This window comes from Lysinibacillus parviboronicapiens (assembly GCF_003049575.1).
Classification (GTDB): Bacteria; Bacillota; Bacilli; order Bacillales_A; family Planococcaceae; genus Lysinibacillus; species Lysinibacillus parviboronicapiens.
Map to the genome: position 1 here is coordinate 30,619 of NZ_PYWI01000010.1, position 26,901 is coordinate 57,519.

A 26,901-nucleotide genomic window follows, 5' to 3' on the forward strand; every position below is an offset into this window, starting at 1 on the left:
AGGAGGATTCGCATGACAACTGAAATATATGTAGAGAGAGATGGCTATATTGCTACATTAGTGTTAAATCGTCCTGATAAACGTAATTCCTTGTCGAAAGCGATGTTCCAAGCCATTGTAGATAACCTAGAAATTTTACGTGAAGATTCTTCTGTAAAAGTATTAATCGTGCGCGGAGTAAATGACATTGCCTTTTGCTCTGGCGCTGATATTAGTGAATTTTTAGATATTCGTTATGCGGCTGAAAATGCGAAAGCCTACAACGACTTAGCATTGAAAGCCATTGATGCACTTTATAAATTTCCCCAGCCTACAATTGCGATGATACAAGGCTTAGCTATTGGAGGCGGCTTAGAGCTAGCCAATGCTTGTGATTTCAGACTAGCAACGCCAAAAAGTAAACTTGGTATTACAGCTGCGAATATTGGTATTATCTATAACCTTGAAAGTACAAAACGACTGATAAATATTGTTGGTGTTGCAAAAGCAAAAGAGATTTTATATACAGCGAATAGCTTTACAGCTGAAGAAGGAAAAAACATTGGCTTAATTACAGCATTACATGAACCAGTTCAAATTGAAGAAGCAACATTACAGTTTGCCAAACTTTTATTAAGTAAATCATCTGTTGCCAATGCGGGCATTAAAAAAATTATTCAAGCAATTGTAGATGGCGAGACCGAAGAAAGCGAAGAACTGGCGCAAATGATTCTTGATTCGTTTAACTCTGATGACTACAACGAGGGTATTCAAGCATTTCTAAATAAACGAAAGCCCACTTTCAATAAATAAGGAGGTAATAATGATGACAAACACAACAAATGGCGATTTACTATTAAAAAACATAAACGCGCAAGCTCCCTTTCCTATTTCTTTTGCTGATCTAGAGAAAGCCGTCGCTGAAAAAATCGATGCTGGCCCTTATGGCTATGTGCGCTCTGGTGCAGGTGGCGAACAAACATTACGCAATAACCGTGCCGCCTTCGAAAAATATTCTATTATCCCCCGTTTTTTAAATAATGTAGCAAACATCGATACAACGATTGAATTATTCGGGAAGACATATCCAACACCATTATTGTTTGCACCCGTTGGTATGAATAAAATGGCACACGAAGATGGCGAGCTAGCTGTTGTGCGCGCAGCCAATCATTTAGAAATCCCCTATATTCAAAGTACGGTTTCCAGTTACGCACTTGAAGATGTTGCTCAAGCAGCTCCAAATGCGACAAAATGGTTCCAATTATATTGGTCTACTAATGAAGAAATTGCATACAGCATGGTTGCTCGCGCAGAAGCTGCCGGCTTTGAAGCCATTGTCTTAACTGTCGATACAGTGATGCTCGGTTGGCGGGAGGAAGATGTACGTAATCAATTCTCCCCTTTAAAGCTTGGCTATGCACGCGGAAATTATGTCAATGACCCTGTTTTTATGGCCTCTTTACCGGATGATTCTTTTGAATCGTATGTGCAAGGTGTCTTGCAAAATGTGTTCCATCCTACATTGAATTGGGAAAATGTGCGTGAATTAAAACGCCATACAAAATTACCTATTTTGCTAAAGGGTATTTTACATCCAGAAGATGCACAACTGGCTGTAGACAATGGCATAGATGGTATTATCGTTTCCAACCATGGCGGCCGCCAATTAGACGGTGTCATTGGTTCGCTTGATGCACTACCTGCCATTGTTGAAGTGGTGGATGGACAAGTTCCTGTCATTTTAGATAGTGGTGTTTATCGCGGTATGGATGCGCTTAAAGCACTTGCTTTAGGTGCTGATGCAGTAGCAATCGGGCGTCCTTTCGTTTACGGACTAGCACTAGACGGACAACAAGGCGTCGAAAAAGTCATGACGAATTTATATGATGAATTAAAAGTATCTATTGCATTAGCAGGTGCTACATCTGTGAAGGATTTACGCAATGTGACTTTGGTGAAAAACAATGGGGTTGATGACATATGAAGCAAGCATTAGCAGGATTAAAAGTAGTCGATTTATCACAAGTACTTGCCGGTCCTTATTGCACAATGGTGTTAGCGGATATGGGGGCTGAAGTCATTAAGATTGAGAAGTATCCAAATGGAGACGATACACGATCAATGGGTCCCTTTATCAATGAAGAAAGTCATATGTATATGATGGTTAACCGTAATAAAAAAGGTGTTTGTATCAATTTAAAAACACCTGAAGGGTTAGAATTATTCCAAGAGCTGATTGAGTCTGTCGATGTGCTTGTAGAAAATTATCGTCCAGGTGTCACAAAAAAACTGGGTATTGATTACGATACATTGAATGCCATTAATCCAGGGCTCATCTATTGCTCCATTTCAGGCTATGGACAAACAGGGCCTTATAGTCAAAAAGGTGGCTATGACATTATGGCACAGGGACTTAGCGGTTTAATGCATATGACCGGTGAACCTGATGGCCGCCCAGTCAAAGTTGGTTTTGCCGTGAATGACATTGCCGCAGCGCAAACAGCCCTACAATCTATATTAATGGCCTATATTTATAAACTTCGAACAGGTGAGGGACAATATGTGGATGTATCACTTGTAGAATCGGGTCTAGCTTGGACAGTGTGGGAAGCTGCTGCTTATTTTGGTGAAGGGCAATTACCTGAACGTACAGGTACTGCACACCGTGTATCCGCACCCTATCAAGGCTTTAAAACAAAAGATGATTATATATTAATCGGTGCGGGCAATCAAAAACTGTGGGAAATTTTCGCAAACAAAGTAGTGAACCGTCCAGATTGGTTAGACAATCCACTATTTGCCACAAATTACTTACGCGCTCAAAATGTAAAAACATTAGAAACAGAAATAGAAAGCGAACTCTTGAAATATGGTGCTGCTCATTGGTTACAGTTATTAGACGAATACGGTGTACCTTCTAGCCCTATTTATTCATACAATCAAACTTTACATGACCCACATATTTTAGATCGCGGTATGGTCCTTTCTTATGAGCATCCAATTGCTGGTCCAATGCGGACCCTCGGTTTTCCTGCAAAATTCTCTAAAACGCCAGGTCAATTGACAAGTGCCGCACCTACATTAGGTCAACACAATGAGGAGATTTTACAAGCATTACATGTGACAGATCAACGCATTCAACAATTGAAATCAGCGAATGCTATCCATTCCTAATGTCGATTTTGCAGTACCGTCACTTTCGCGATTCTATCCGTCATTTCAAAAATCAAATGAAAATGAGGCTACCTCATAGCCGAGGAGCCCCGTTTTTTTTTATTGAATAACCCCTAATTCACGACCTACTTTTTCGTAAATTGCTAGTGCATTATCTAACATATCTTTTGTATGTGCCGCTGTTGGCATATTACGAACACGCCCTGTGCCCTTTGGAACTGTTGGGAAAACAATTGACTTTGCATAAACGCCTTCTTCAAATAGGCGACGCGAGAATTCTTGTGTAAGCTTTTCATCACCAATAATACATGGCGTAATTGGTGTTTCAGAATCTCCGATATTAAAGCCTAACTTCGCAAGACCTGCTTTTAAATAATGGCCATTTTCCCATAGCTTATCGTGTAGTTCTGTAGAGTCAATCAGCATTTGAACTGCTGCTGTAATTGCGGCCACATCACCTGGTGGTAACGCTGTTGAGAATAGGAATGGGCGAGAGCGTACTTTCAACCAGTCGATTAGGTTTTTCTTACCTGCTACATAGCCACCAACGACACCAATCGCTTTTGATAATGTGCCAATTTGGAAATCGATTTCTTTTTCTAAACCGAAATGCTTGACTGTCCCCTTACCTTTACCAGTTACACCTGATCCATGTGCATCATCTACATAAGTAATCAAATCAAATTCTTTAGCAATTTCAACGATTTCTGGTAGCTTGGCAATATCACCGTCCATCGAGAATACGCCATCTGTAATGACCATCACTTTATTATATAAACCAGACGCTGTGGCTTTTTTTGCCTTCGCGCGTAAATCTTCCATATCAGAGTGATTGTAAGCAATGATTTTGGCACGTGATAAACGACAACCATCAATAATAGATGCATGGTTTAATTGATCTGAAAGAATGGCATCGTTTTTATCCATAACAGCAGAAATCGCCGCCATATTACAATTGAAACCTGATTGATAAGAAATCGCCGCTTCAGTTCCTTTAAATTCAGCTAACTTTTCCTCTAATTTCACATGAAGATCAAGCGTACCATTAATCGTTCGAACTGCACCCGCGCCCACACCATATTTATCAGTCGCTGCTTTTGCAATGCGCTTTAATTCTTCATTAGTCGCTAAACCTAGATAGTTATTGGAAGATAGGTTAATAAGATTCTGACCACGCACCTGAATTACCGGTCCGTTTGCGCTCTCTACTGCATCGATTTCATTGTATAAGCCTTGATCATGTAAGGCTTGTAGGTTTTCATTCAAAAATGCATTTAGTACTTTAGACAAGTGTATCATCCTTTCTAAGATCATTTCGTCTCGACGTAGATATGTCCGGATTTGATATTATGCTTAGGTCTGCACAAGAGCCTACGGATAGCGGTCATTTCGTAAGTCCACAAAGACGTAACGTTTTCCCGCTACAGGTCAGTTAGCGGTTACTGTAGGATACGATAAAGTTCGTCTACCATCTTACAGTAACTTCTTCCAAAATCCGTGACATCCGTCGGAGTTGTTTAATCTGCATTCAGTTGGCATTTTTTCATCCTGTAAAAAAGGGTTGCACTCGCATTTATCCCGTTACCTACAGAAGTGAGGGCTGCTGAATGAAGATCAATTATTCTAGTTCCTAGTGTAGCATAAGCGCACAATTATATTAAATCACTTTGTTAATCTTTCAAATAAAGGTGCTGTTTTTTCACGCCACACGGCCGTCGACAAACAATGGTCCATTAACTGGCGTATCGTGTTCTCCGCCTCTTCGTAACGCGTCGCATAACCCATAGCATCTTGTAAAGCTGCTTTATATTTCACACGAATTTCTTCAATTTTCCCTTCAGCATCATCTGAAAGTGAGCAATGTTGACCCATATCAAATATCTCATCACCCAGTCTGTCATCCTGTGGTTCAAATACATGTGGCTCTGTACTATCAAAAATACAGAAATTCAATTCTGGAATAATGACCATATCGATTGAGCCCGCATCCAGTCCACACCACACAATTTGTGCATCTAGCCCTCTTGCATTTGCTTCATCTGCTAATCCTTTCATTAGCGAAGATTTCCCTGTGCCTGGCTTGCCCTTAATCATCAGCCTTCTAGCCAAATTTTTCGTGATGCTTTCAACTGTATTTTGTGCACCTCGTGGTGTTAATGTGCCTAGTAATCTGTGTGTGCGAATACCTGTTTTATTAAGTGTTATTGACTGAAAAACAGCTGATTTTAAATTTTCAACTTGATTATTTAAAGCTTGCCAGTCCATACAGCTTTGCGTTACAACTTCCCAATCGTCATGAAGTTTTTTAGCAATTTCCAGCATAGTAATACACTTTTCACGATACAACTCTCGATCCTTCATTGCATTAGCAAGTTTGTCACCAACGACCGCAAGCTGCTCTTCTGCTAAACAATCATAAAAGGACAGCACACGATGCTTCGTGCCAAGTAAAGTTGGTTCAATCCCCCACTCCGATGCCCATACAAACAGACGATTGCAACCTCTAACATACACCGCCTCTACGGTATCTTCTAACAATGCATGTTTAAACCACTCCACCTCAAAACCTTGCTTCACATAAAAATAACCAAGTTCCTTCAGTAGCTCTGAGCCTTTAAAGGTTGGTGCGCCTTGTAGAACGTATACTAGTGTTGCCTCTTCCATCATTTCTTTATATAAATGCTTTCTCCCTTGGCCTGTCAATGCGTGTCCAAAATAATAGGTCACATTTCCGTTCAGTGTCGTTCCCCCTTTGCCTTATGCCCTGCATTATATGAATTATCTCTTTAAAAAATGAAAAAACTACTTTTATCTCCATATCGATAAAAGTAGCTAATTTTCAATAAAATGGCTTCATGCCCTCAATACTACCGATACATTTCATTAAAACTTTTCGACAATAGGGCAATGAATACTGCACAATATAACCGGACGTTAAGGCAATTAATACTGTACCAACGCCAACAGGGCCGCCAAGTAACCATCCTAGAATCGTAACAAATACCTCAATACCCATACGCGCTGTTTTAATAGTCCCACCAAATTTTTCAACAAGGATCATCATTAAAGTGTCTCGCGGGCCAGCTCCCATATTAGGCGCTATATACATACCGCAACCAAAGCTTAAAACAAATAATCCCATCACAAAATAGGTTATCTGAAATCCATAGATATCCGTTGACGGCAATAACCAGTTAAATACATCAATAAATGAACCGATAAGTAACATATTTAGCCACGTACCAATTTTAGGCCATTCTCGTAACACCAACGAAGTCGAAACAACAATCAAAAACCCAGTTAAAATAGACCAGGTCCCAATGGTCAGACCAAAGTTTTGAAACAAACCTACATGTAAAACATCCCATGGGCTCGTGCCAACAATTTTCCCCTTAATAGACATCGTGATGCCAAGGGCCATAATCATCATGCCACCGATAAAGAACGTCCAGCGCCATCCCGTAATTTTTCGCATTTCGCAATCCTTCTCTCTATGTACGATATTGCTCTAACTGTACCATATTTTCTCGATAATGAAAGAATTCAGTTTGGGTGTCCTAAGTATTTCTAATGACTGGCTCTACCTGAGCGGTGACTTGTCTTCCTGAGCCGATTCCCTTCTCCCGCACGTTCACTTGAGAATATGGGCAAAGATACGCACAACCTAGTGTTTCTTTTCATAAAAAAAACTATCCATAATATTACACATGGATAGTTGTTATAGGTGCAAGTTGAGCCTTTGTCACTGCAATTAAATCATCCAGCTGCACATGAATTTGCATACCAATTTTACCTGCGCTGACAATAATGCGCCCTTGCTCCTGCGCAGAAGCATCAATAACCGTTGGATAAAGTTTCTTCATACCTACTGGTGAGCAACCGCCGCGAACATAACCCGTATAGCCAAGTAACTCTTTAACAGGAAGCATCTCAATTTTTTTCTCACCAACGACTTTTGCTGCTGCTTTTAAATCCAGTTCCTCTGCCACTGGAATGACAAATACAAAAAGCTTTTGTGCTCCTGCCTTTGCTACTAAAGTTTTAAAAACGTGTGAAACAGGTTGACCGATTTTTTCAGCTACTGACACTCCGTCCACTTGACCATCACCAGTTTCATACTCCATGACATCAAATTGTATTTTTTGCTGCTCTAATAATCTTACAGCATTTGTTTTCGTATGCTTTGCCTTTGCCACTTTTAAAATCTCCCATCTACAGCATTAGGCTGTCATTGAAAACATCGAATCGTTTCCAGCTCGATAGCCGTTTTTTGCCATTTGAATATGAGTAGCATACATAGCCAACGCATTTTTAAATGTCCGTGCTTTGAATGCTTCCTCATAGCTCTTACCGAAAATTGTATCTGCAAATGGGTCCAATTTCAATTCCTTCGAGAACCGCTCTGGTACCTTTACTTCAATAATTTCTCGTATGAAAGCAGGATTTTCCTCAAGTTGCTCCTTATCATCTTCATCGATGCTATGTTTTTTCGCCTGTATTTGCTGCAAGTGAGCATCCGCACTCGTTGCTACAAGTAAATCTTGAAATGATGGGTTAACCGGTGCTAGCGCCGCACTGCTAACTTGTTCTACGTTTTGGAACGTGTCGTCTATAGCGGTGTCTTTATCAGCAGTAGCAACTTCCTCTTCTGAAATATTACGTTGCCCCTCTGGCTGTGTTGCGTGCGTGTCAGGGGACGTTCCAGTTTTATCACCACCCACAGCTTTATACACTTGCTCATGGGCACGGACATTTTTTTCAATTTGCTGTAAATCACTAATCATCGCACGTTGTTGTGGTGTTACTTCTTTTGCTTCTTCTTTGTGTTGCTCATATAAATCTTGATCTTTATGTCCTAATAAGAGATTTTCAAGCTCCAGCAATAAAGGGTTTTTCTTTGGTTGGAAATACTGTGCATTTTTTCGATACGCATCTCCAGCCTCTTTTCGCTGTAAAATTTTTTTACGAGAGTGGCTATTTGTATTACTTTCTTGTTGAATTAAATTAGATAATTTCATATGATTCACCTCGACTTTCTATCTTAATATGCAAGTTGAATAGTAAATATGATTAAATTTACTATTACTATACATATACCAACTGAACAGTTTCTGTACCCTCATTATCGGAATTTTCTTAATTAAATTCAAGTGCAAAACACGACTAACATCCTAAAGGAATAATTACTTTTCCAAAAACTAATTCTATCGACCTATCCTACTTTGAAAAATATTCTATTTTTTTGTCTCATCTATTGTTTTATTGTTTATTAGCATTGAAATTTATTATGCTATACACTGGTAAATTAGTGTTTACTTCCAACTATAAAATGAAGACATTCGACAAAATCCCCCGAGAGTTTCAGCACTCGAGGGATTTTCATCTCGTATTAGGGTCCTAGGGGCAAGCTTTTCAAATTCATCGTAGCAAAAATAAGCATTGCCTGCATGGACAATTTTTGAGGTTTCGTAGGATTATTCAACGCATACATGTTTTTCTTTCACATCGGCAAAGACATGTTCAATTGTTACTTTACGCATTGTTTATGTTTCTTTTACTCCAACATGATGACAGAGATATTCACTTCCTCTACATAACCTTCCCAAAGCACAAAATGTTCAATTTCACGCTCATTGAGTTGGTTTTTTGTCATCCTATTTATCATCCAACATGTATAGAGCAGAATAGGCGATACAAGTTGATTGGCGTGGAAAGCGCGACACTCCTGCTGGAACGGCATGTGCGGAGAGATCATTTTTGCGGGGATCTTTCGAGCCATGCCTGCTGAAAGTGAGCATCTGGAACGGAAATCAACGATTTCTTACTATATTTATGCTAAAAAAATACTGTAGGCAAACTTAAATTCCTTTACGTTTGCCTACAGTTTGAACAGTCTATTGATAATAGTTAGTTATTGCTCTTAGGTATGACCAGTAAGCATTTATAGGCTATGTAACCAAACCATGCGCCAACTGTATTTAATATTAAATCGTCAATATCGGCAGAGCCAACCGTAAAAATAAACTGCACAGTCTCTACCGCAAGGCTGGAGAAAAAACCTAAAATAATGATTAGCCATGCTTTGCGAAATTTCTTCGACAGTAGGGGCAATAAAAAGCCCATTGGTGTAAATATTAATAAATTGCCAAGTAAATTGATTAGCAGCAGATCTAAATTAAAATACTGCGAGTAGTTTATATAACGTAAAATTGTTTCAAACGGCACAAAATTTGTTGTCACTCGCCAACTACTATAATCAAACATGCCTAACTCGCCCAAAGAATAGTCGCCCTGAAAAACAACAACAATAACATTCACTAGACGATCAATCACTAATTTATAAAATGCTATAAAAGAATAGACAATAAAAATTATCCAGCCTACAATCTTCACTTGCATATAATATGTATCAAGCCACGATCGATAAGGTAATGGTAGTTTCGCATCACCTTGGATATTCGATATATTATTTTTCGTCATGCTATACCACCCACTTCCTCTTATCCATCCCATATTTTAATATGTCTGCACTGCCCACGCAAGGGGCTAAATATAGCAAAAAATGCACCCCAGAATTTTTTTCTGGCGTGCTTTTTTCTCTAACGAATGAATAATAACAGCCCTTAAAAAATTTTATATGCCATTATACGGGATTTACACCATGCTTCCGTTGTGAAAACAACAAATATTTCGACATATATAATTCTAAACGTGTTTCTAATGCTTTACGTAAATCATTCGGTTCAATGACATCATCAATAATTAGCTCCGATGCTAAGCGATATATGTCAATTTCCTCTTGGTACTCTTTGCGTTTTTCTGCAATAAAGTTTGCCTGCTCTTCCTTTGGAAGCTCAGCAATTTTGTTTGCATACACAGCATTTACAGCTGCTTCAGGGCCCATTACGGCAATTTGTGCGTTTGATAATGCAATACAGCAATCAGGTTCAAAAGCTGGACCTGCCATTGCATACAACCCTGCCCCGTATGCCTTACGTACGATAACTGTTAACTTAGGCACAGTCGCTTCGCTCATAGCGAAAATCATTTTCGCACCATGACGAATAATACCAGCCTTTTCTACTTGTGTACCAATCATAAAGCCCGGTACATCTGCAAGGAAAATTAGGGGAATATTGAATGCATCACATAATGAAATAAACTTCGCTGCTTTGTCAGCCGAATCGTGGAATAGTACACCGCCCTTCACACGAGGTTGGTTGGCGATAATACCGACAGATTGACCATTTATGCGTCCAAGTCCAGTAATTAATTCTGAAGCAAATAATTTCTTTACTTCGCAGAAAGAATCTTCATCAATTAGTCGATCAATTAATTGATACATATCAAAAGGAGAATTTTGATTTTTTGGAATTAATTCTTCAATTGACTTTTCAAATGATGCCGGTGGCTTTGGCTCTTCCACTTTACTGCGCTCTGCATAGTTATTTGGGAAATAGCTCAAATATTTGCGTGCATATGCGATCGCTTCCTGCTCTGATTTTGCCAGTACATCTCCACAACCAGATACAGAACAATGCATCTTAGCACCGCCCATCGTTTCTAAATCCACTTTTTCACCAATGACCATTTCCGCCATGCGTGGTGACCCCAAGTACATAGAAGCATTCCCCTCAACCATCACTACGATGTCACAAAATGCTGGAATATAAGCACCTCCAGCTGCAGAAGGACCGAACAATAAGCAAATTTGTGGTACTTTGCCTGAGAGCTTGACCTGATTATAGAAGATACGTCCTGCCCCTCTGCGACCAGGGAACATTTCTAACTGATCTGTAATGCGTGCGCCTGCCGAATCGACTAAATATAGCAATGGGCAGTTTAGCTTCTCAGCCGTCTCTTGTATACGAATCATTTTTTCGACAGTTCGTTTTCCCCAAGAACCTGCTTTGATTGTGGAATCGTTCGCCAAAACACATACTGTGCGACCGTGAATTTTACCAATACCTGTAATTACACCATCTGCTGGTAAATCACCTGCTAAACAGTTAGCATACAAGCCGTCCTCTGATTGAAGACCATCATCTAATAATAATTCAAGTCGTTCACGTACGAATAACTTACCTTGTTGCGCATTTTTTTCGTGATATTTCGGCAGTCCTCCTGCTAAAATTTGTTCCTTCATCGTATTTGTCGTATTTTCTGTCGATACGTTGCTCATGTCCAATTCCTCCTTTTGCCCATTCCATTAGCCCTTATCTTAAAAGATAGGACACTACTATTTCTGAATCAAAATAAATTACTGTCCCGAATATTGTGGCGACCGCTTTTCCTGGAAAGCAAGCAGGCCTTCCAAACGGTCCTCCGTTGGGATAAGAGCACTGTATGCAAGTGATTCAATTTTCAAGCCTGTTGCTAAATCTACTTCAACACCTTGATTCATAGCAATTTTCGCCTGCATAAGAGATAGTGGCGCATTTTTCGCCATTTCGAGTGCAAGTTGTTGTGCCTTTTCCTGTAGCTCATGGCCGTCAAATACATACTCTACTATGCCGTATTCCTTTGCTTCTACTGCATTTAATCGACGTGCAGTATAAATTAATTCCTTCGCTTTTCCGATACCAATCAGTCGCGGTAAACGTTGTGTGCCTCCTGCGCCCGGAATAATACCTAACGATGTTTCAGTAAGACCTAATTGCGTATGTGCAGCTGCAACACGTAAATCACAAGCAAGAGCCAACTCAAGACCACCACCAAATGCAACTCCATTTAACACGGCAATAACTGGTTGCGCCAATGCTTCTACTTTGGTAACTGTCGCACCAATCAATTGCACAATTTGTTTTACTTGTCGATCAGACATACCTTTACGCTCTTTTAAGTCAGCTCCAGCACAAAATGCCTTTTGCCCTGTCCCTGTTAGCAATACAACCCGTACTGTCGGATCTCCGTTTACTTTATCCAAAGTGGCTCCAAGCTCATTCAATAACTGTACAGACATTGCATTTGCTGCTTCAGGTCGTGTTAGCGTGATGAGTCCTATGTTTCCTGCTATCAATTCAAAACGAACAAGTTGTGTCATAGAACATTAGCACTCCCTTCATTACGGACAATTGCCATTTGTTTAGACGCAACTGTTTTTCCTAGTTTTTGTTCTATAAAATGCGCCGCGTCTAGCAAAGATTTCATGTTAACACCTGTTTTTATACCCATTTCATCTAATAGATACAATAAATCTTCTGTGGCAATATTGCCTGATGCTCCTTTCGCATAAGGACATCCACCTAAACCACCTAGTGCACTATCAAATTTTGTAATCCCCATATCTAAGGATTTCATAATATTTACAAGTGCTGTACCACGCGTATCGTGAAAATGCATCGCAAATTTTTCTGTGGGGTATCTTTTTAATAGTTCTTCTAAAAGAGACTCTACCTGTGTTGGTACACCAACGCCGATTGTATCACCTAGAGAAATTTCATCGACGCCCATTTCTAGTAATTTATCAGTTACTCGTAAAACCTTTTCTGGCTGTATGTAGCCTTCATAAGGGCAACCAATCACCGTTGAAATATAACCACGTACGTTTTTATGCTCGTTCTTTGCCCCTGTTACTACTTCCTCTAATATAGGAAATGTTTCAGCAATTGATTTATTGATATTATTTTGATTATGGCTTTCACTTGCAGACATAAAGACGTTCACTTCATCAATATCAGCTTGCAAAGCGCGTTCTAAGCCACGCATATTTGGTACGAGTGCCGCATATGTTATATCTTTTTCTCGCTTGATGGCTTGCAGGACCTCTACCGCATCCGCCAATTGAGGGATCCATTTTGGATGGACAAACGACGTTACCTCAATATAATTTAATCCCGTCTGACTAAGTAAATTCACTAGTTGTATTTTATCTGCAGTAGTAATGTGTGCCTTTTCATTTTGCAAGCCATCACGGGGGCCAACTTCCTTTAACGTTACATGCTTCGGTAGTTGCATATAGATGCCTCCTTATTCGATTTCTAAAATATCGTCATCTACGTTAATGAAATCTCCCTCATTGGCAATAATTTTTGTCACAACTCCATCTTCCTCTGCAGCAATCGGAATCTCCATTTTCATGGATTCTAAAATTACTACGTCTTGCCCTGCTGTTACTTTTTCGCCTTCTGCTACAACGATTTTCCATACTGTTCCTGCCATACTCGCTTTCACTATTGCCATAAAAAATCCCTCCAAATAGTATTGTGTCAAAATTTATTTCGATATTTCAGGCGCATATTCGGCACTGTTATTTCGTTTCCGTTAGTTGCGGTAAATAATATTCCTCAACGAACTTAGTCGTTGTCTGTCCTTTTAAGAATTGCTCATGGGTTACAGTTTTTAAAAGCATCGGAATATTGGTCTGAATACCTTCTACTTTGTACTCCTTAAGTGCCTGAATTAGTCGCTCACATGCGATTGCGCGCGTTTCCCCCCATACGACTAATTTACTGATCATTGGATCGTAAAACGGTGTCACTGCTGAGCCTGCTTCTACCCCGCATTCATGACGAATACCTTCCCCAGCAGGTAACTCTAGTGCTGTAATCAGACCCGGAGACGGGAAGAAAGTTATTGGATTTTCTGCATAAATTCGTACTTCTATTGCATGCCCTTGTTTTTGAATGCTATCGCGCGTAAATGTTAATGGCTGCTGAGCCGCAACTTTTAATTGCTCTTCTACGAGATCCAGCTTCGTGATTTCTTCTGTCACGGGGTGTTCAACTTGTAAACGTGTATTCATCTCTAAAAAATAAAAATTTTGCTCTGCATCCACCAAATATTCGATTGTGCCGGCATTGACATAACCGATATGTTTAACTGCCTGAATAGAAGCATCTAACATACGTAGCCTCGTTTCTTCAGAGATGAATGGAGATGGTGCCTCCTCTACAACTTTTTGATTACGCCGTTGAATCGAGCATTCGCGTTCAAATAACGGAACAACATTGCCAGCATAATCAGCGATAATTTGTACCTCTACATGATGGGGATTAGCAATAAATCGTTCCATATACATCGTGCCATCACCGAAAAATGATTGTGCGCGTTTTTGATTACCTTCAAAAGCTTTTGCTAACTCCTCATCATTTTCCACGAGTTGCATCCCAATGCCACCACCACCAGCGGAAGCTTTCAACATAATGGGATACCCTAAACGGGAAGCAATTTCAATAGCTTCAGTACTATCGTTGACGGCTGTTTCTACACCTTCTACAATCGGTACACCTGCTGCCTTCATAGTCTTTCTAGCTTCTAATTTACTGCCCATTGATGCAATAACTTCAGCGCTCGGCCCAATAAAAACTAAGCCTTCTTGCTTACAGCGTTGAGCAAAACTAGCATTCTCCGATAATAAGCCGTAACCTGGATGGATTGCATCAGCACCGCTTTCCTTAGCCACTTCAAGAATCCGCTCCATATTTAAATAACTTTGTGCAACTGGTGGCTTTCCGATACAATATGCTTCGTCTGCTTCCCTAACATGTAAGCCTTCAGCATCCGCTTCTGAATAAACAGCCACGGTTTGAATTTTCAGTCGTTTACACGTTCGAATGATACGTCTAGCTATTTCACCACGATTGGCAATTAAAATTTTCTCGAACATTTCCTTACCTCCTTTATTTCACCGTCGCCGCAAAGCCCTCACGTAATTTATATTTCTGCACTTTTCCCGATGCTGTCATCGGATAACTCTCGATAAAGAAAATATGTTTTGGAATTTTATGTCTTGAAATTTTATCTTTGCAAAAGTTTCGGATTTCTTCTTCTGTTACACGTTCGCCTTCTCGTAAAATAATCCAGGCTGCTGCTTCCTCGCCATAAACTGGATCAGGGACGCCTGCAACTTGCACATCAGAAATTTTTGGATGCGTGTAAAGAAATTCCTCAATTTCGCGTGGATATAAGTTTTCGCCACCTCGGATAATCATGTCCTTTAAACGACCGGTTATTCGAACATAACCTGCATCATCTTTTGTAGCCAAATCTCCTGTGTGAAGCCATCCATCTGAGTCGATAGCAAGTTTAGTTTCCTCAGGATTTTTGTAGTACCCTTTCATGACATGATATCCTCTCGTACATAGCTCACCTTGCTCATGTGGAGTAGCTTCCTCATCTGTACCAGGAATTACGATTTTCACTTCTAAACTTGGTAATGCACGGCCAACTGTCTCGACTTTTAAATTGAGAGGATCATCTGCTCTCGTTTGTGTAATAACTGGAGAGGATTCTGTTTGTCCATAGCATATTGTCACATCTGTCATACCCATTTTGTCGATGACAGCTTTCATCACTTCGATAGGACAATTAGAGCCTGCCATTACTCCCGTACGTAATGACGATAAATCATATGACGAAAAATTCGGTAAATTCAATTCACTAATAAACATCGTTGGTACGCCATGTAACGCTGTACATTTTTCTTTCTCTACTGTTCGTAATACTTCTGCAGGGGAGAATTCCTGTACTGGTACCATCGTGCCACCACTAGTTGTAATCGCCAATGTACCAATTACACAGCCAAAACAATGGAAAAATGGCACAGGTATACACAAGCGGTCTTCATATGTTAATCGCATGCACTCAGCAATATTTAACGCATTATTCACTAAGTTATAATGCGTTAACATTACACCCTTTGGGAAACCAGTTGTCCCTGATGTATATTGAATATTAATGACATCATCATAATGAAGTAATTGCTGTCTTTGAGCTAATTGTTCCTCTGTTACTTGTTTTGCAGCGGCTAATACATCTGACCAGTTGAGCACACCAGGATACTTCGTGTTACCAATTAAAATAACATTTTTCAATAAAGGTAGGCGCTTCGATTGTAAATTACCTGGTTCACAATGTTCTAACTCTGGACATAACTCTTGTAGTGTATTTATAAAAGAATGGTCTCGAAAATTTTCAATTAAAATAATCGTTTTTGCATCTGATTGCTTTAATAGATATTCCAATTCATGTGCACGATAATTTGTGTTAACAGTGACGATTGGCGCTCCCATTTTCCCTGTTGCAAACTGCAATTGCACCCATTCTGGTACATTTGTCGTCCACACAGCAATGTGATCTCCCTTTTCGATTCCAAGAGACATTAACCCCCTAGCAACTAAGCGACTTTGATAATTTAGCTCCTCATAAGTCATTCGTAAATCTCTATCTGCATACACAAGCGCTTCACGTTTAGGATACTTTTCTGTTTTTTCATCTAGCAACTGACCAATTGTTTGATACACTAGCTGTGCCATGAAAATCCTCCTTCTATGTGCTATTTACTTATTAACAGCCGATTAGACGAGCAATAACGAGTCGTTGAATTTCCGATGTACCTTCACCAATTTCCATTAACTTAATGTCACGTAAATGACGTTCTACATCATATTCCTTCATATATCCTGAACCACCGTGAATTTGAATAGCTTGATTACAAGTGCGGAAGCCCATTTCAGAAGCAAATAATTTTGCCATCGCTGCTTCTTTACCAAATGGCTTCTTTTGATCTTTTAGCCACGCTGCCTTATGTACTAACGTACGTGCAAGCTCAATTTCCATTGCCATATCTGCTAATTTAAACTGGATTGCTTGTAATTTTGAGATAGGTGCTCCAAACTGCTCGCGTTCTTTTGAGAATTGCAATGCTTTTTCATATGCAGCCTGCGCAATTCCAACTGATAATGCTGCGATTGAAATTCGCCCCCCATCTAAAGTATTTAAAAATTGACTAAAACCACGCTTTTCATCACCTAATAGATTAGTCTTTGGTACACGTACGTTTTGCAATACAATCTCACAAGTATTTGATCCACGCACACCCATTTTGTCGTAATTACAGTTGATTGTTACACCAGGCGTATTCGTGGGAACGATAATAGATGAGATAATCTTTTTCCCATCTTCACGTTTACCTGTTACTGCTGTCACGATAATTTGACGAGCATGACCTGCATTCGTAATCCAGCATTTTTCACCATTAATGACATAATCATCGCCATCAATGACCGCAGTTGTAAGTGTACCTCCAGCGTCTGAGCCGGCATTGGGCTCTGTTAAACCGAATGCGCCCAGTGTTTCCCCCTTCGCTAATGGAACAAGCCATTCACGTTTTTGCTCCTCTGTTCCAAAATTATAAATTGGCGAAGCACCTAAACTAACTGCTGCTGCATAACTTAAACCTGTGCCCCCACACGCTCGACCAATTTCTTCAACAGCAATTGCATAAGATACAGTATCTCCCCCAGAACCACCGTATTCTTCAGGAAACGGGATACCCAATAAGCCTAGTTCTGCCATTTTTTCAAAGCTTTCTATTCTCATTGTAGAAGTTTCATCTACTTCACGCGCATAAGGTTTAATTTCTTTTTCTGCGAAATCACGAACCATATCTCGAATCATCACTTGCTCTTTTGTTAGTTCAAAATTCATTCCAAGTTCCCCCTTGTGTTAAATTCGCCATCGCGAATTTTGTTAAGATGACAATTGCTCCAACTTAAACCGACTAGTCGGTTTGTATTACTAATTAATAAAACCAGTCTCTGTAGCTGGCTTTACCTTTACCATAAATTGAATTGCTTCTTCCATAGCTTGTTCAGTGACGATTGCACGTAATATCATGTCCGTAAAGACTTCTGTAATTTCCTCCATTGTCAATGGCCCTGTTTGTTTAAACCATTTATATGTCCAGTTAATCATCCCAACTATAGCCATTGTTACAATCGTAGACGGCAATTCCGAACGAAAATCATTTGTCTCCTGACCTTCTGCAATAACCTTTTGTAAAATATCCCGATATTGGTCACGTTTTTTATGAATAAGCACGCTATACTCTTCCGGCAGTGAACGACTTTCTTCGTAAAATACTGTAATATGAGCCTGATACACATCAAACACTTGTGACAGCGTTTGAACCATAGCACATAACCGTGTAATCGGTGTGTTATATTGATCGTAAGCTTCCTGGGATTGCTTTATAACATAGGAAATAAACACATCATGAATTTCATACAACAATTCATCCTTTGATTTGAAATTATGATAAAACCCACCTTTTGATGCACCAATATATTCGACAATTCGATCGACAGTTACACTGTGGTAGCCATCTTGCTGAAACAGTACTAGTGAAGCGTCTACAATTCTTTGTTTTAATGTTTTCTTTACCATAGGCATCCATCATCCTCTTTATGACTCTACTCCATCACTCCCTATAATCAGGAAATAACAAAAAATACTATGACACCATTAATATAGCATTCCCAAAAAAAGGTGTCTAGCATTAACTGAGAAATTAACTGCAATTACGAGAATTTATTTACTTAATACAGCTATAATTACAAAACGCCATTTTACGTATGATACTTATCTTTATATAATAATTTTCAATATCGTAATATAATTTCTCTTATTAGCTATAACAAAGTTTGCTTTGTCTCAACGATTACTCATATACATTAAAGGTATGACTGCCATTAAATTTTCATGCACCACTTTCACCATAAAAAAAGAGACTTCTAAAAGTCTCTTTTTTGGTCCCGCATGTGCTTTGGAATTTTTGTTACCCGAGTACTATTTAAAATACTTTAGCTACTTAAGACATCACTAAATCATAACTTTATGCAACTGTAGGTACTTTTCGTATCCATGCAATAATGACTGCAATGATTAAAGCGAATCCTAAATACCCCATTGTTGAATACACTTTACCAACTAGTGTTGTAAACCCTACTAAGCTCGCTGCAAATCCAAGTAAACCAATAACGACAATACTAGGTTTAAAATATTTATGTTCTGGTGCGACAAAGCGTACCGTAAAAGCATAAAACATGCCAACAGCAGTGTTGTACATCATCCCTAACAATGCAATTGACATGAGCACACCAATAACTGGATGAATTTGTTTGGCCAATTCTAACGTTGGCATTGCTACTCCATTCACAACATCCAATTTCACGAACATCGCGATATTAATCAGTAATATTAAACCACCAAGCATAAGTCCACCAAGTAGCCCACCTAATCCTGCCACTTTACGATCTTTCAGCGTACCGCCCATAACAATTAACATAGCTGCACCCGCTGCTATATTGTATGACACATAAAGCAGAGCACCCATAAACCAGTTTGGCGCTGCAGTTGTCTGCTCCCTAGCTATCACTTCCTGCTGGGCAATCGTTAGATCCATCGTAAATATTGAATAGACTAATATAATAAAGATAATAGCCATTAAATAGGGTGTTACTAATGCTATTATATTAATAATATTTTTCACATTTAATAACAATGTTAAAATAGTAAGAATCACCATTATAATACTACCGACCATCGGATTTATTCCGAACATTTGATGGAATGTTGACCCTGAGCCAGCAAACATTACAACAGCTACGCCGAATAGGAAAAATGTAATTAATATATCTAAAATTACGCCTACATAGCGTCCGCCTATATGATAGATCACTTTTTTATGGGACGTTGTTTGTAAATCCGTGCCAAGTTGCGCTAAACTCATCCCTAAAAAAGCAAAGGCAATCGTTGCAACAATTGCCCCTGCAATACCGTACAAACCAAAACTTGTAAAGTATTGCATGATCTCTTGACCTGATGCAAATCCAGCCCCTACGATTAACCCAACAAATGCACCGCCTATTTGCCAACTTTTTTTCATGAAACACCCGCTTATCAATTATTTATATGTTTTATGTGCTACGGTGAATGAATTGATTGTGTCTACATTTACGTCAAAGCCGATTCCTGCTTTTTGAGACACTTGAATATAACCGTCTTGCGCAACAACCTCTGGCTCGATGACATCCTTTTCCCAATAACGATTTGAACCTGCAGTATCACCTGGTAAAATGAAATTTGCTAGTGTTGTTAAGGCTACATTATGAGCTCGTCCAATTCCTGACTCAAGCATGCCACCACACCAAACTGGGATATTATTTGATTCACAGTAATCATGAATTTTTTTCGCTTCTGTTAAGCCCCCAACACGACCAATTTTAATGTTAATGATACGCGTACTACCTAACTCCACTGCTTTTCGTGCGTCTTCTAATGAATGAATACTTTCATCTAAGCAAATTGGTGTATTGATTAGCTCTTGCAATTTCGCATGGTCGATAATATCATCTGATGCCAGCGGTTGCTCAATCATTGTTAAGTTAAAGGCATCAAGCTGCTTTAACGTATCCGCATCGGCTAGGCTATATGCTGAGTTTGCATCAGCCATAAATGCTACATCAGGAAATGTTTCACGCAACGTACGCATCACATCTACATCCCAACCTGGCTTTATTTTAATCTTCATACGTTTATAGCCTTCTTTTACATAACCGTCTACTAAGCCAACTAAATCCTCGATTGATTGTTGAATTCCGATACTGATACCAACTTCAATTTTGTCCTTGTTGCCACCAAGTGCAGCTGCTAATGATTGATTTGTTTGCTGTGCATAAATATCCCAAATGGCACCTTCTAGCGTTGACTTTGCCATATTATTTTTGCGAATTGGCTTGAAGAGTTCGTTTACTTCATCTGGATGCTTGATTTCTTTATGTAGAATTAGTGGAATTAAGAAATCCTCGAGCATATGCCAGTTCGTTTGTAGTGTTTCTTCGTTATACCAAGGAGAGTGGAATGCAACTGATTCTCCCCACCCAATAGTACCTGATGCATCTTTAGCTTCTAAAACTAAAAAATCTCTATCGTCAAACGTACCAAAGCTTGTAGTAAACGGTGCTTTTAATTTCATTTTTAAATGGCGAATTGTAATTTCAGTAATTTTCATGTTAGTTAGCTCCTTCCAAGCCTAATGTTGCTAGTTTTACGAACACATACTCGTTATAGTTTTCCTGTTGCTGTAATTGAACTGCTGTATAACCTTGCGCAAATAATTTTTGTATCAATCGACGTGTTTTCAAGCGCCAATCCAATGCCAAAGCTGGGTCTTGTATCTTTAGTGTTTGAAAACCCTTCGGTACTGGTAATGTGTATATGTTATTATTAAAAATAGAATTTTCTGATATTTTTAGATAAGGTAAGTCTTGCTCATTGAATATACAGTTTGCTACATTTACCGCTGTAGTTGCATCGATGGCAACATCATGCACTACATAGTCAGATGTTAAGTACCAACTGACCTCCAATCGATCAGATGGTAAACCTTTATTTAAGCTATCCTGCATTTCACCGTAGCAATTTTCTATATATGTGTGGCAAATACCATTTAACTTTGATAGATTGAGATAACCGTTTCGTGTTTCAAGCGGGTCAAACGTCCACACCATTAAATCATAGCCGCGCTCAATAGCAATGACTTGCTGGGCTTGCTTTAATGATTCGCCAATTCCTTGCGAACGATAATTTTTATCGATACCTAACATATGAGAACATAAATAACTTTTACCCTCTCGAAAACCGGCAAATCCGTAGCTAAAACCAACTATTTTGTCACCATCATAAGCTCCAACTACGATACCACCGTTTTTCACTGCTGTTAATGTTTGATGAATTGGAATTGGTGGCATACTCCACACGTTATATTCAAGTTGTTGTACCTGTTCCAGTTGTTCGATTGTTTTTACTTCACGAATATCAATCATTTAGAATCGCTTCTTTCTTTACTTTTATCCCGTACCAACAGGAGCTAAATTCTCTTAGGCTAATTAAGCTCCTGTATGTACCCGATTGGTTCAACTATTAAAGCGATGGCGTGGAAGATTCCACCGCTTCAGTTTCACTTTATCCCGTACCAACAGGAGCTAAATTCTCTTAGGCTAATTAAGCTCCTGTATGTACCCGATTGGTTCAATTATTAAAGCGATGGCGTGGAAGATTCCACCGCTTCAGTTTCACTTTATCCCGTACTTACAATTGAATAACAGCTGCGCTACTGCACGCTAAACAGTGCCTCGCTACCTCCTTTGTCGTTACTTCTTATAACGTACGTAGAATGGCTCTTGTGATGATAGCTACACCTGTTATGAGGCGTTCTTTATTAAACGTCATTTTCGGATGATGTAATCCTGGTGAAACACCACAACCAAGTCCAAGCATCGTGGCTTTAAGATGTGGTTTTTCATACGTATAAAAATGAAAGTCTTCGCCGCCTGGTGTAACAACTGGTGGTACGCACGCTACGTCCCCGACCACATCAATAATTGCTGCGCGCATATGTTCCATTGCTTCATCATTCACTAACGCTGCAACAATATGTGCATCCACCTGTAGCTCAATCTTTGCATTATACATGGCTTCCACAGATGCCTTTACACGTTCAATCCCTGCGGTTAACACGTGCATGACTTCATTCGTTTGTGCACGTGCATCAATACTAAATGTTGCTTTTCCAGGGATAATATTTGCCGAAGTACCTCCTGCATTAAATTGTGTCATTTTAGCCGAAGCTGATACATTCGGATCTGTCCAAATTTTTTGTAGACCCTCTACAATTGCTGCTCCTACTTCAATGGCGTTAATGCCAAGTTCAGGACGTGCACCATGTGCCTCTTCTCCAATAATCGTACCCGTAAAAAGCTTCGCTGCCCCGTGATATAACGCAGGTGTATACGTTCCATCCTGTAATTCTTTAAGTGGACGAACATGAACGCCGAACAAATAATTCAAGTCATCTATTACACCTTTATCAACTAAGGCACGAGCACCCTCTGCCTTTTCTTCAGCCGGCTGAAAAAGGATGCGCACTGCACCAGATAATGCTGGCTCCATATCCTTTAAAAGTAATGCCGTTCCAATAGCCATAGTCATATGGCCATCATGTCCACAAGAATGATTCGCTTTAAAAACACCATCAACTTCTTGCCAAAGCGCATCTATATCCGTTCGAAAGCCTACCTTCGGTGTTCCTTTTCCAATATCAACATAAAGCCCCGTCATATCGTCGAACATTTGTGGTTCCATATTGGCTTCCCTTAGTAAACTTGCAATGTATTGTGTCGTTTGCTGCTCCTGCCAACTAATTTCTGCATGCTCATGTAAATGCGAAAAAATTTCAGCCAATTTTGGCTGCAAGCTTTGTAAAAACTCGTTCATCCTATTCAACTCCATCGATTTGCAATAAAGCTATTTTGAAAATCATCATATTTTACGCGTTGACTTTCATAAAACTCATGATCCTGTGCTGTCATACCTGCAATAAGCGTATTCAAAAATGAGATAAGTGCTGGCATAGCGTCAATTGTTGACATTTCTTGTTGCTCATTTGCAAACGTAATTGTTGCATATTGCGCAATAGGTGCTACTGGGGAATCTGTTATACCAATAATCTCGCAATTTTTTGCTTGGATTTCTGCTGCTAATTGAATGGGCTCTTTAAAGTAGCGATGAAACGATAGAATAATAACTACAGAGTCCGCATCAATTTCTTGCAAAGCTCTTGCAATCTCGTTCGTTTCCAATCCAACGAGCACCACATTTGGCCGCAATAAATTCAGCGTGAAGTATAGCCATTTTGCAGCTAAATTTGAAGAACCGTAGCCAATAATGTAAATCTTCTTCTTCGTATGAAGTAACCTTGAAGCGCGATTAAAATCTTTATCATTAATATTTGCTGCAACACTTAAAATCCTTGTTGCATCTCTTTCCATTGTTTGCTCATAAAAACGTGGGTTTTCAAAAAGTTCTTGCTTTGATTCCAAATAATTTTGCAAACTACTACTATTGCCTTCATTGAATAAGTGTATCGTTACCTCACGCTGCAATTGTGCATATCCTGATAATCCTATTGCATAACAAAAACGAATTACTGTCGTTTCGCTCACTCCTGCTTGCTCGCCAACATTTGTAGCTGAGTGCATGCCAACATACTGCAAATTTTTAAGAACAAAGACCGCCACTTTTTGTTGGCTTTTTGAAAGTTTATGAAATTTTTCTTGAATGATATGTTGTATTGACCTATTATCCAACAAATTGAAGTGCACCCTTTTTTCTTTTATTTTTCTGAAGTCTAAACTTCATTTTTATGTTACATAGCCTAGCATAGTTTTTTTCGCAATTCAATATCTTTTCTGAAATTTCTGTTTTTATAAAAAATATTAAGCTATTACTCATCAAAATCGCCAATAATCACTCAACAGAACAACACCTATAAAGAAGATTATTAAATAATTATGATGATGCCTTGTTTCTAAGTTTACCAATTTAGGCCTGCATTCGACTGATTTTAGGATATGAACACATTCATGTCATATGGTAGTAAACATTTTATTTACCTTGATAATTAGGATTTGAAAAAACGCAGGCATGTTAATAATTAATTAACATGCCTGCGTTTCACTTTTATAACGATTAATCAAACTTCATCCCTTTTAATAAATCCGCAAAGGCATTATTAATAGGTTCCGCCTCTTTCTCTTGTTCCTTCAGATACTTTTGCACAGAGCGTTTATCTACTTTTCCGCCACCTTCTTTTTTACGGCGAGCTTCAAACGCTGATAATTTTTCACGATGGCCACATTTACAAACGAAAATTTGGCCATCGCCTTCGCCACGAAGTTCTAGCTTTTTCTTACACTGTGGACAACGTGCATTTGTTACGCGTGCTACATTTTTACGATGACCACATTCGCGATCTTGGCACACAAGCATTTTGCCTTTTTTACCATTTACCTCAAGCATTGGTTTTCCACAATCTGGGCAAGATTTCGTTGAAATATTATCGTGCTTGTACTTTTTATCACTGCTTTTAATTTCAGATACGATTTCTTTTGTGTAGTTTTTCATTTCACTAATGAAAACTTCTTTTTTCAGTTTGCCTTTAGCAATTGCTTCAAGTTTTTGCTCCCATTCACCTGTAAGCGTAGGTGATTTTAATTTTTCTGGTACTAAATCAAGGAGCTGACGACCTTTTGAGGTAATGTGAATGTCTTTACCTCGCTTTTCAATAAGGAATGAATTGAAAAGCTTATCAATAATGTCGGCGCGTGTTGCCACCGTACCAAGTCCACCAGTTGATTTTAATGTGTCTGCTAGTTTCTTATCTTGTGTCTCCATGTACTTCGTTGGATTTTCCATAGCAGATAGTAATGTCGCTTCATTGAAACGAGCAGGCGGTTTTGTTTGCCCAGACGTTTGGACAATTAACTTTGTTTTTAATATATGCCCCTTTTCAATGCGAGGCAGGATTTGCTCTTTTAAATCATCTGTCGACTCTTCGTCTTCGAAGCGATTTTGGTATACTTCTTTCCAGCCAGCGCTAAGTATTGTTTTACCACGAGCGACAAACTTCTCTTCACCAATTGTTGCATTTAATGTTAACTGCTCGTATTCAAATGCAGGATATAATACCGCTAAGAAACGTTTGACAACTAAATCATATATTTTACGTTCTTTATCCGTAAAAGCTGAGAAATTTACATATCCTTCCGTTGGAATAATGGCATGGTGATCTGACACTTTGCTATCGTCTACGAAAGATTTAGAAGTTTTTATAGATTTATTTAAAACCTTATTTGCTAAAGTACGGTATTCTCCAATCGCACAAGCTTTTAATCGGTCTGATAGTGTACTAATAATGTCTGAAGATAAGTAACGTGAATCTGTACGAGGATATGTTAGTACTTTGTGCTGCTCATACAGCTTTTGCATAATGTTCAACGTTTCTTTTGCTGAGTAACCAAAGATTTTATTGGCGTCACGTTGAAGCTCTGTTAAATCATACAAGCCTGGTGCGAATGATTTTTTAGGTTTACGATCGATATCTGTGACTACGGCATCTTTATTGCCAAGTTTTTTCATGATGATATCAGTTTTCTCCTTATCAAAGCTACGGCTGTTACCCTTGTTATCCTGCCAAGTTAATTTTAAATTATCGCTTGTTTGTGCTTCAATGCCATAGTAAGTTTGTGGTTTAAAATGTTTGATTTCATCTTCGCGTTTAGCAATGATGGCCACCACAGGCGTTTGCACTCGGCCACAATTTAGTTGTGCATTAAATTTGGTCGATAGTGCACGACTGGCATTTAGTCCGATATACCAATCTGCTTCAGAACGTGCCACTGCAGAATGATACAAATTTTCGTATGCCTTACCAGGTTTTAAATTATTGAAGCCATCTTTAATGGCCTTATCTGTAACAGATGAGATCCATAATCGTTTCATAGGCTTACGTACTTTTGCTTTTTCTATAATCCAGCGTGCCACAAGCTCACCTTCACGCCCAGCATCAGTTGCGATAATAATGTCACTCACATCACCACGCGTCAATTGCGATTTTACCGCGTTATATTGCTTACCTGATTGTTTAATAACTGTAAGCTTCAAGTTCTCTGGAAGCATCGGTAAATCTTCTAAGTTCCACGTTTTATATTTCACATCATAACTCTCTGGATCCGCTAATGTCACTAAATGTCCTAGTGCCCAAGTAACGATATATTTATCGCCCTCAAGATAACCATTTGCCTTTTTATTACAGTTAAGTACACGTGCAATATCACGCGCCACAGATGGTTTTTCAGCAATTACTAAGCTTTTTGCCATTTATGTCATCCTCTCTAGTTCCTTACATCCAATTACGCCTCGACGTAATGGCGTTTTAGGTTGTGAATTGTGCCTGCACAATTCACTCCTTGTCAAAATCTGCTGCTGTCACTGCGCTACAGGTCGTTTTCGCGCACTAAAAATCTGAGACTTCCGCCAGAGGCACTTTCTTCATTCAGCAGTCGTTTGGAGCCCATTATACTGAATACAGATAACTATAGCATAGCTTGTAGATATTCGTTG

23 protein-coding genes are annotated in these 26,901 nt (G+C 39.2%); 3 read left to right on the top strand and 20 right to left on the bottom strand.

Going from position 1 to position 26,901, the window contains the following annotated elements; translation table 11 throughout:
* Positions 1 to 12 precede the first annotated feature (12 nt).
* Genes C9J35_RS10470 through C9J35_RS10480 form a run of 3 tightly spaced genes read left to right on the top strand, consistent with a single transcriptional unit; the run spans position 13 to position 3,156 of the window.
* The gene (locus C9J35_RS10470; RefSeq protein WP_107924464.1) at positions 13 to 792 is read left to right on the top strand and encodes an enoyl-CoA hydratase/isomerase family protein; all 780 of its coding nucleotides are present in this window, start codon (positions 13 to 15) and stop codon (positions 790 to 792) included.
* Positions 793 to 805: 13 nt separating this feature from the next.
* Positions 806 to 1,966, top strand: a complete 1,161-nt coding sequence (locus tag C9J35_RS10475; protein WP_107924465.1) for an alpha-hydroxy acid oxidase — start codon at positions 806 to 808, stop codon at positions 1,964 to 1,966.
* Entirely contained in the window at positions 1,963 to 3,156 is a 1,194-nt protein-coding gene (locus C9J35_RS10480; RefSeq protein ID WP_107924466.1) for a CaiB/BaiF CoA transferase family protein, read from the top strand. Before C9J35_RS10475 ends, C9J35_RS10480 begins: the two co-directional genes overlap by 4 nt.
* 99 nt (positions 3,157 to 3,255) lie before the next feature.
* Here C9J35_RS10480 and C9J35_RS10485 read toward each other — a convergent pair whose 3' ends face one another.
* From C9J35_RS10485 to C9J35_RS10580, 20 genes are all read right to left on the bottom strand, one after another.
* Positions 3,256 to 4,455: a glycine C-acetyltransferase gene (locus tag C9J35_RS10485; RefSeq protein ID WP_201262058.1), complete on the bottom strand. Its 1,200-nt coding sequence runs from the start codon at positions 4,453 to 4,455 to the stop codon at positions 3,256 to 3,258.
* 363 nt (positions 4,456 to 4,818) lie between these two features.
* Positions 4,819 to 5,883: a nucleotide kinase gene (locus C9J35_RS10490; RefSeq protein WP_235616272.1), complete on the bottom strand. Its 1,065-nt coding sequence runs from the start codon at positions 5,881 to 5,883 to the stop codon at positions 4,819 to 4,821.
* Between the two features lie 112 nt (positions 5,884 to 5,995).
* Positions 5,996 to 6,631, bottom strand: a complete 636-nt coding sequence (locus tag C9J35_RS10495; RefSeq protein ID WP_054768010.1) for a YczE/YyaS/YitT family protein — start codon at positions 6,629 to 6,631, stop codon at positions 5,996 to 5,998.
* A 226-nt stretch (positions 6,632 to 6,857) separates the two neighbouring features.
* The gene (gene ybaK / locus C9J35_RS10500) at positions 6,858 to 7,352 is read right to left on the bottom strand and encodes a Cys-tRNA(Pro) deacylase (protein WP_107924469.1); all 495 of its coding nucleotides are present in this window, start codon (positions 7,350 to 7,352) and stop codon (positions 6,858 to 6,860) included.
* Between the two features lie 24 nt (positions 7,353 to 7,376).
* Positions 7,377 to 8,174: a putative metalloprotease CJM1_0395 family protein gene (locus C9J35_RS10505; protein ID WP_107924470.1), complete on the bottom strand. Its 798-nt coding sequence runs from the start codon at positions 8,172 to 8,174 to the stop codon at positions 7,377 to 7,379.
* An 889-nt stretch (positions 8,175 to 9,063) separates the two neighbouring features.
* Positions 9,064 to 9,636: a VanZ family protein gene (locus tag C9J35_RS10510; protein ID WP_054768011.1), complete on the bottom strand. Its 573-nt coding sequence runs from the start codon at positions 9,634 to 9,636 to the stop codon at positions 9,064 to 9,066.
* A 163-nt stretch (positions 9,637 to 9,799) separates the two neighbouring features.
* Complete coding sequence (locus tag C9J35_RS10515) at positions 9,800 to 11,338, bottom strand: acyl-CoA carboxylase subunit beta (protein ID WP_107924471.1); 1,539 nt, start codon at positions 11,336 to 11,338, stop codon at positions 9,800 to 9,802.
* A 78-nt stretch (positions 11,339 to 11,416) separates the two neighbouring features.
* On the bottom strand, positions 11,417 to 12,199 hold the full coding sequence (locus tag C9J35_RS10520; RefSeq protein ID WP_054768012.1) for an enoyl-CoA hydratase: 783 nt from the start codon (positions 12,197 to 12,199) through the stop codon (positions 11,417 to 11,419).
* Complete coding sequence (locus C9J35_RS10525) at positions 12,196 to 13,113, bottom strand: hydroxymethylglutaryl-CoA lyase (protein WP_107924472.1); 918 nt, start codon at positions 13,111 to 13,113, stop codon at positions 12,196 to 12,198. The genes C9J35_RS10520 and C9J35_RS10525 overlap by 4 nt, the downstream gene beginning before the upstream one ends.
* A 12-nt stretch (positions 13,114 to 13,125) precedes the next feature.
* Complete coding sequence (locus tag C9J35_RS10530; RefSeq protein ID WP_054768013.1) at positions 13,126 to 13,338, bottom strand: acetyl-CoA carboxylase biotin carboxyl carrier protein subunit; 213 nt, start codon at positions 13,336 to 13,338, stop codon at positions 13,126 to 13,128.
* 67 nt (positions 13,339 to 13,405) lie between these two features.
* Positions 13,406 to 14,764 carry an acetyl-CoA carboxylase biotin carboxylase subunit gene (locus tag C9J35_RS10535; RefSeq protein ID WP_107924473.1) on the bottom strand — a complete coding sequence of 453 codons (1,359 nt, stop codon included), beginning with the start codon at positions 14,762 to 14,764 and terminating at the stop codon, positions 13,406 to 13,408.
* 13 nt (positions 14,765 to 14,777) lie between these two features.
* Entirely contained in the window at positions 14,778 to 16,412 is a 1,635-nt protein-coding gene (locus C9J35_RS10540) for an AMP-binding protein (protein WP_107924474.1), read from the bottom strand.
* Between the two features lie 31 nt (positions 16,413 to 16,443).
* Positions 16,444 to 17,586 (bottom strand): acyl-CoA dehydrogenase, encoded by a 1,143-nt coding sequence (locus tag C9J35_RS10545; protein ID WP_107924475.1) that lies wholly within the window; start codon positions 17,584 to 17,586, stop codon positions 16,444 to 16,446.
* A 90-nt stretch (positions 17,587 to 17,676) separates the two neighbouring features.
* Positions 17,677 to 18,324, bottom strand: coding sequence for a TetR/AcrR family transcriptional regulator (locus C9J35_RS10550; protein WP_107924537.1), 648 nt, complete (start codon positions 18,322 to 18,324; stop codon positions 17,677 to 17,679).
* Positions 18,325 to 18,772: 448 nt separating this feature from the next.
* On the bottom strand, positions 18,773 to 19,825 hold the full coding sequence (locus tag C9J35_RS10555; RefSeq protein ID WP_054768014.1) for a YkvI family membrane protein: 1,053 nt from the start codon (positions 19,823 to 19,825) through the stop codon (positions 18,773 to 18,775).
* A gap of 18 nt (positions 19,826 to 19,843) precedes the next feature.
* Entirely contained in the window at positions 19,844 to 20,950 is a 1,107-nt protein-coding gene (menC, locus tag C9J35_RS10560; RefSeq protein ID WP_107924476.1) for an o-succinylbenzoate synthase, read from the bottom strand.
* Position 20,951: 1 nt separating this feature from the next.
* Positions 20,952 to 21,764 (bottom strand): GNAT family N-acetyltransferase, encoded by an 813-nt coding sequence (locus C9J35_RS10565; protein WP_054768015.1) that lies wholly within the window; start codon positions 21,762 to 21,764, stop codon positions 20,952 to 20,954.
* A 334-nt stretch (positions 21,765 to 22,098) separates the two neighbouring features.
* Positions 22,099 to 23,214 carry a M20 peptidase aminoacylase family protein gene (locus C9J35_RS10570; protein WP_107924477.1) on the bottom strand — a complete coding sequence of 372 codons (1,116 nt, stop codon included), beginning with the start codon at positions 23,212 to 23,214 and terminating at the stop codon, positions 22,099 to 22,101.
* A gap of 5 nt (positions 23,215 to 23,219) precedes the next feature.
* A complete protein-coding gene (locus tag C9J35_RS10575; protein WP_235616273.1) occupies positions 23,220 to 24,089 on the bottom strand; it encodes a MurR/RpiR family transcriptional regulator in 870 nt (289 codons plus the stop codon).
* A 379-nt stretch (positions 24,090 to 24,468) separates the two neighbouring features.
* The gene (locus C9J35_RS10580) at positions 24,469 to 26,658 is read right to left on the bottom strand and encodes a DNA topoisomerase III (RefSeq protein ID WP_107924478.1); all 2,190 of its coding nucleotides are present in this window, start codon (positions 26,656 to 26,658) and stop codon (positions 24,469 to 24,471) included.
* Positions 26,659 to 26,901 lie beyond the last annotated feature (243 nt).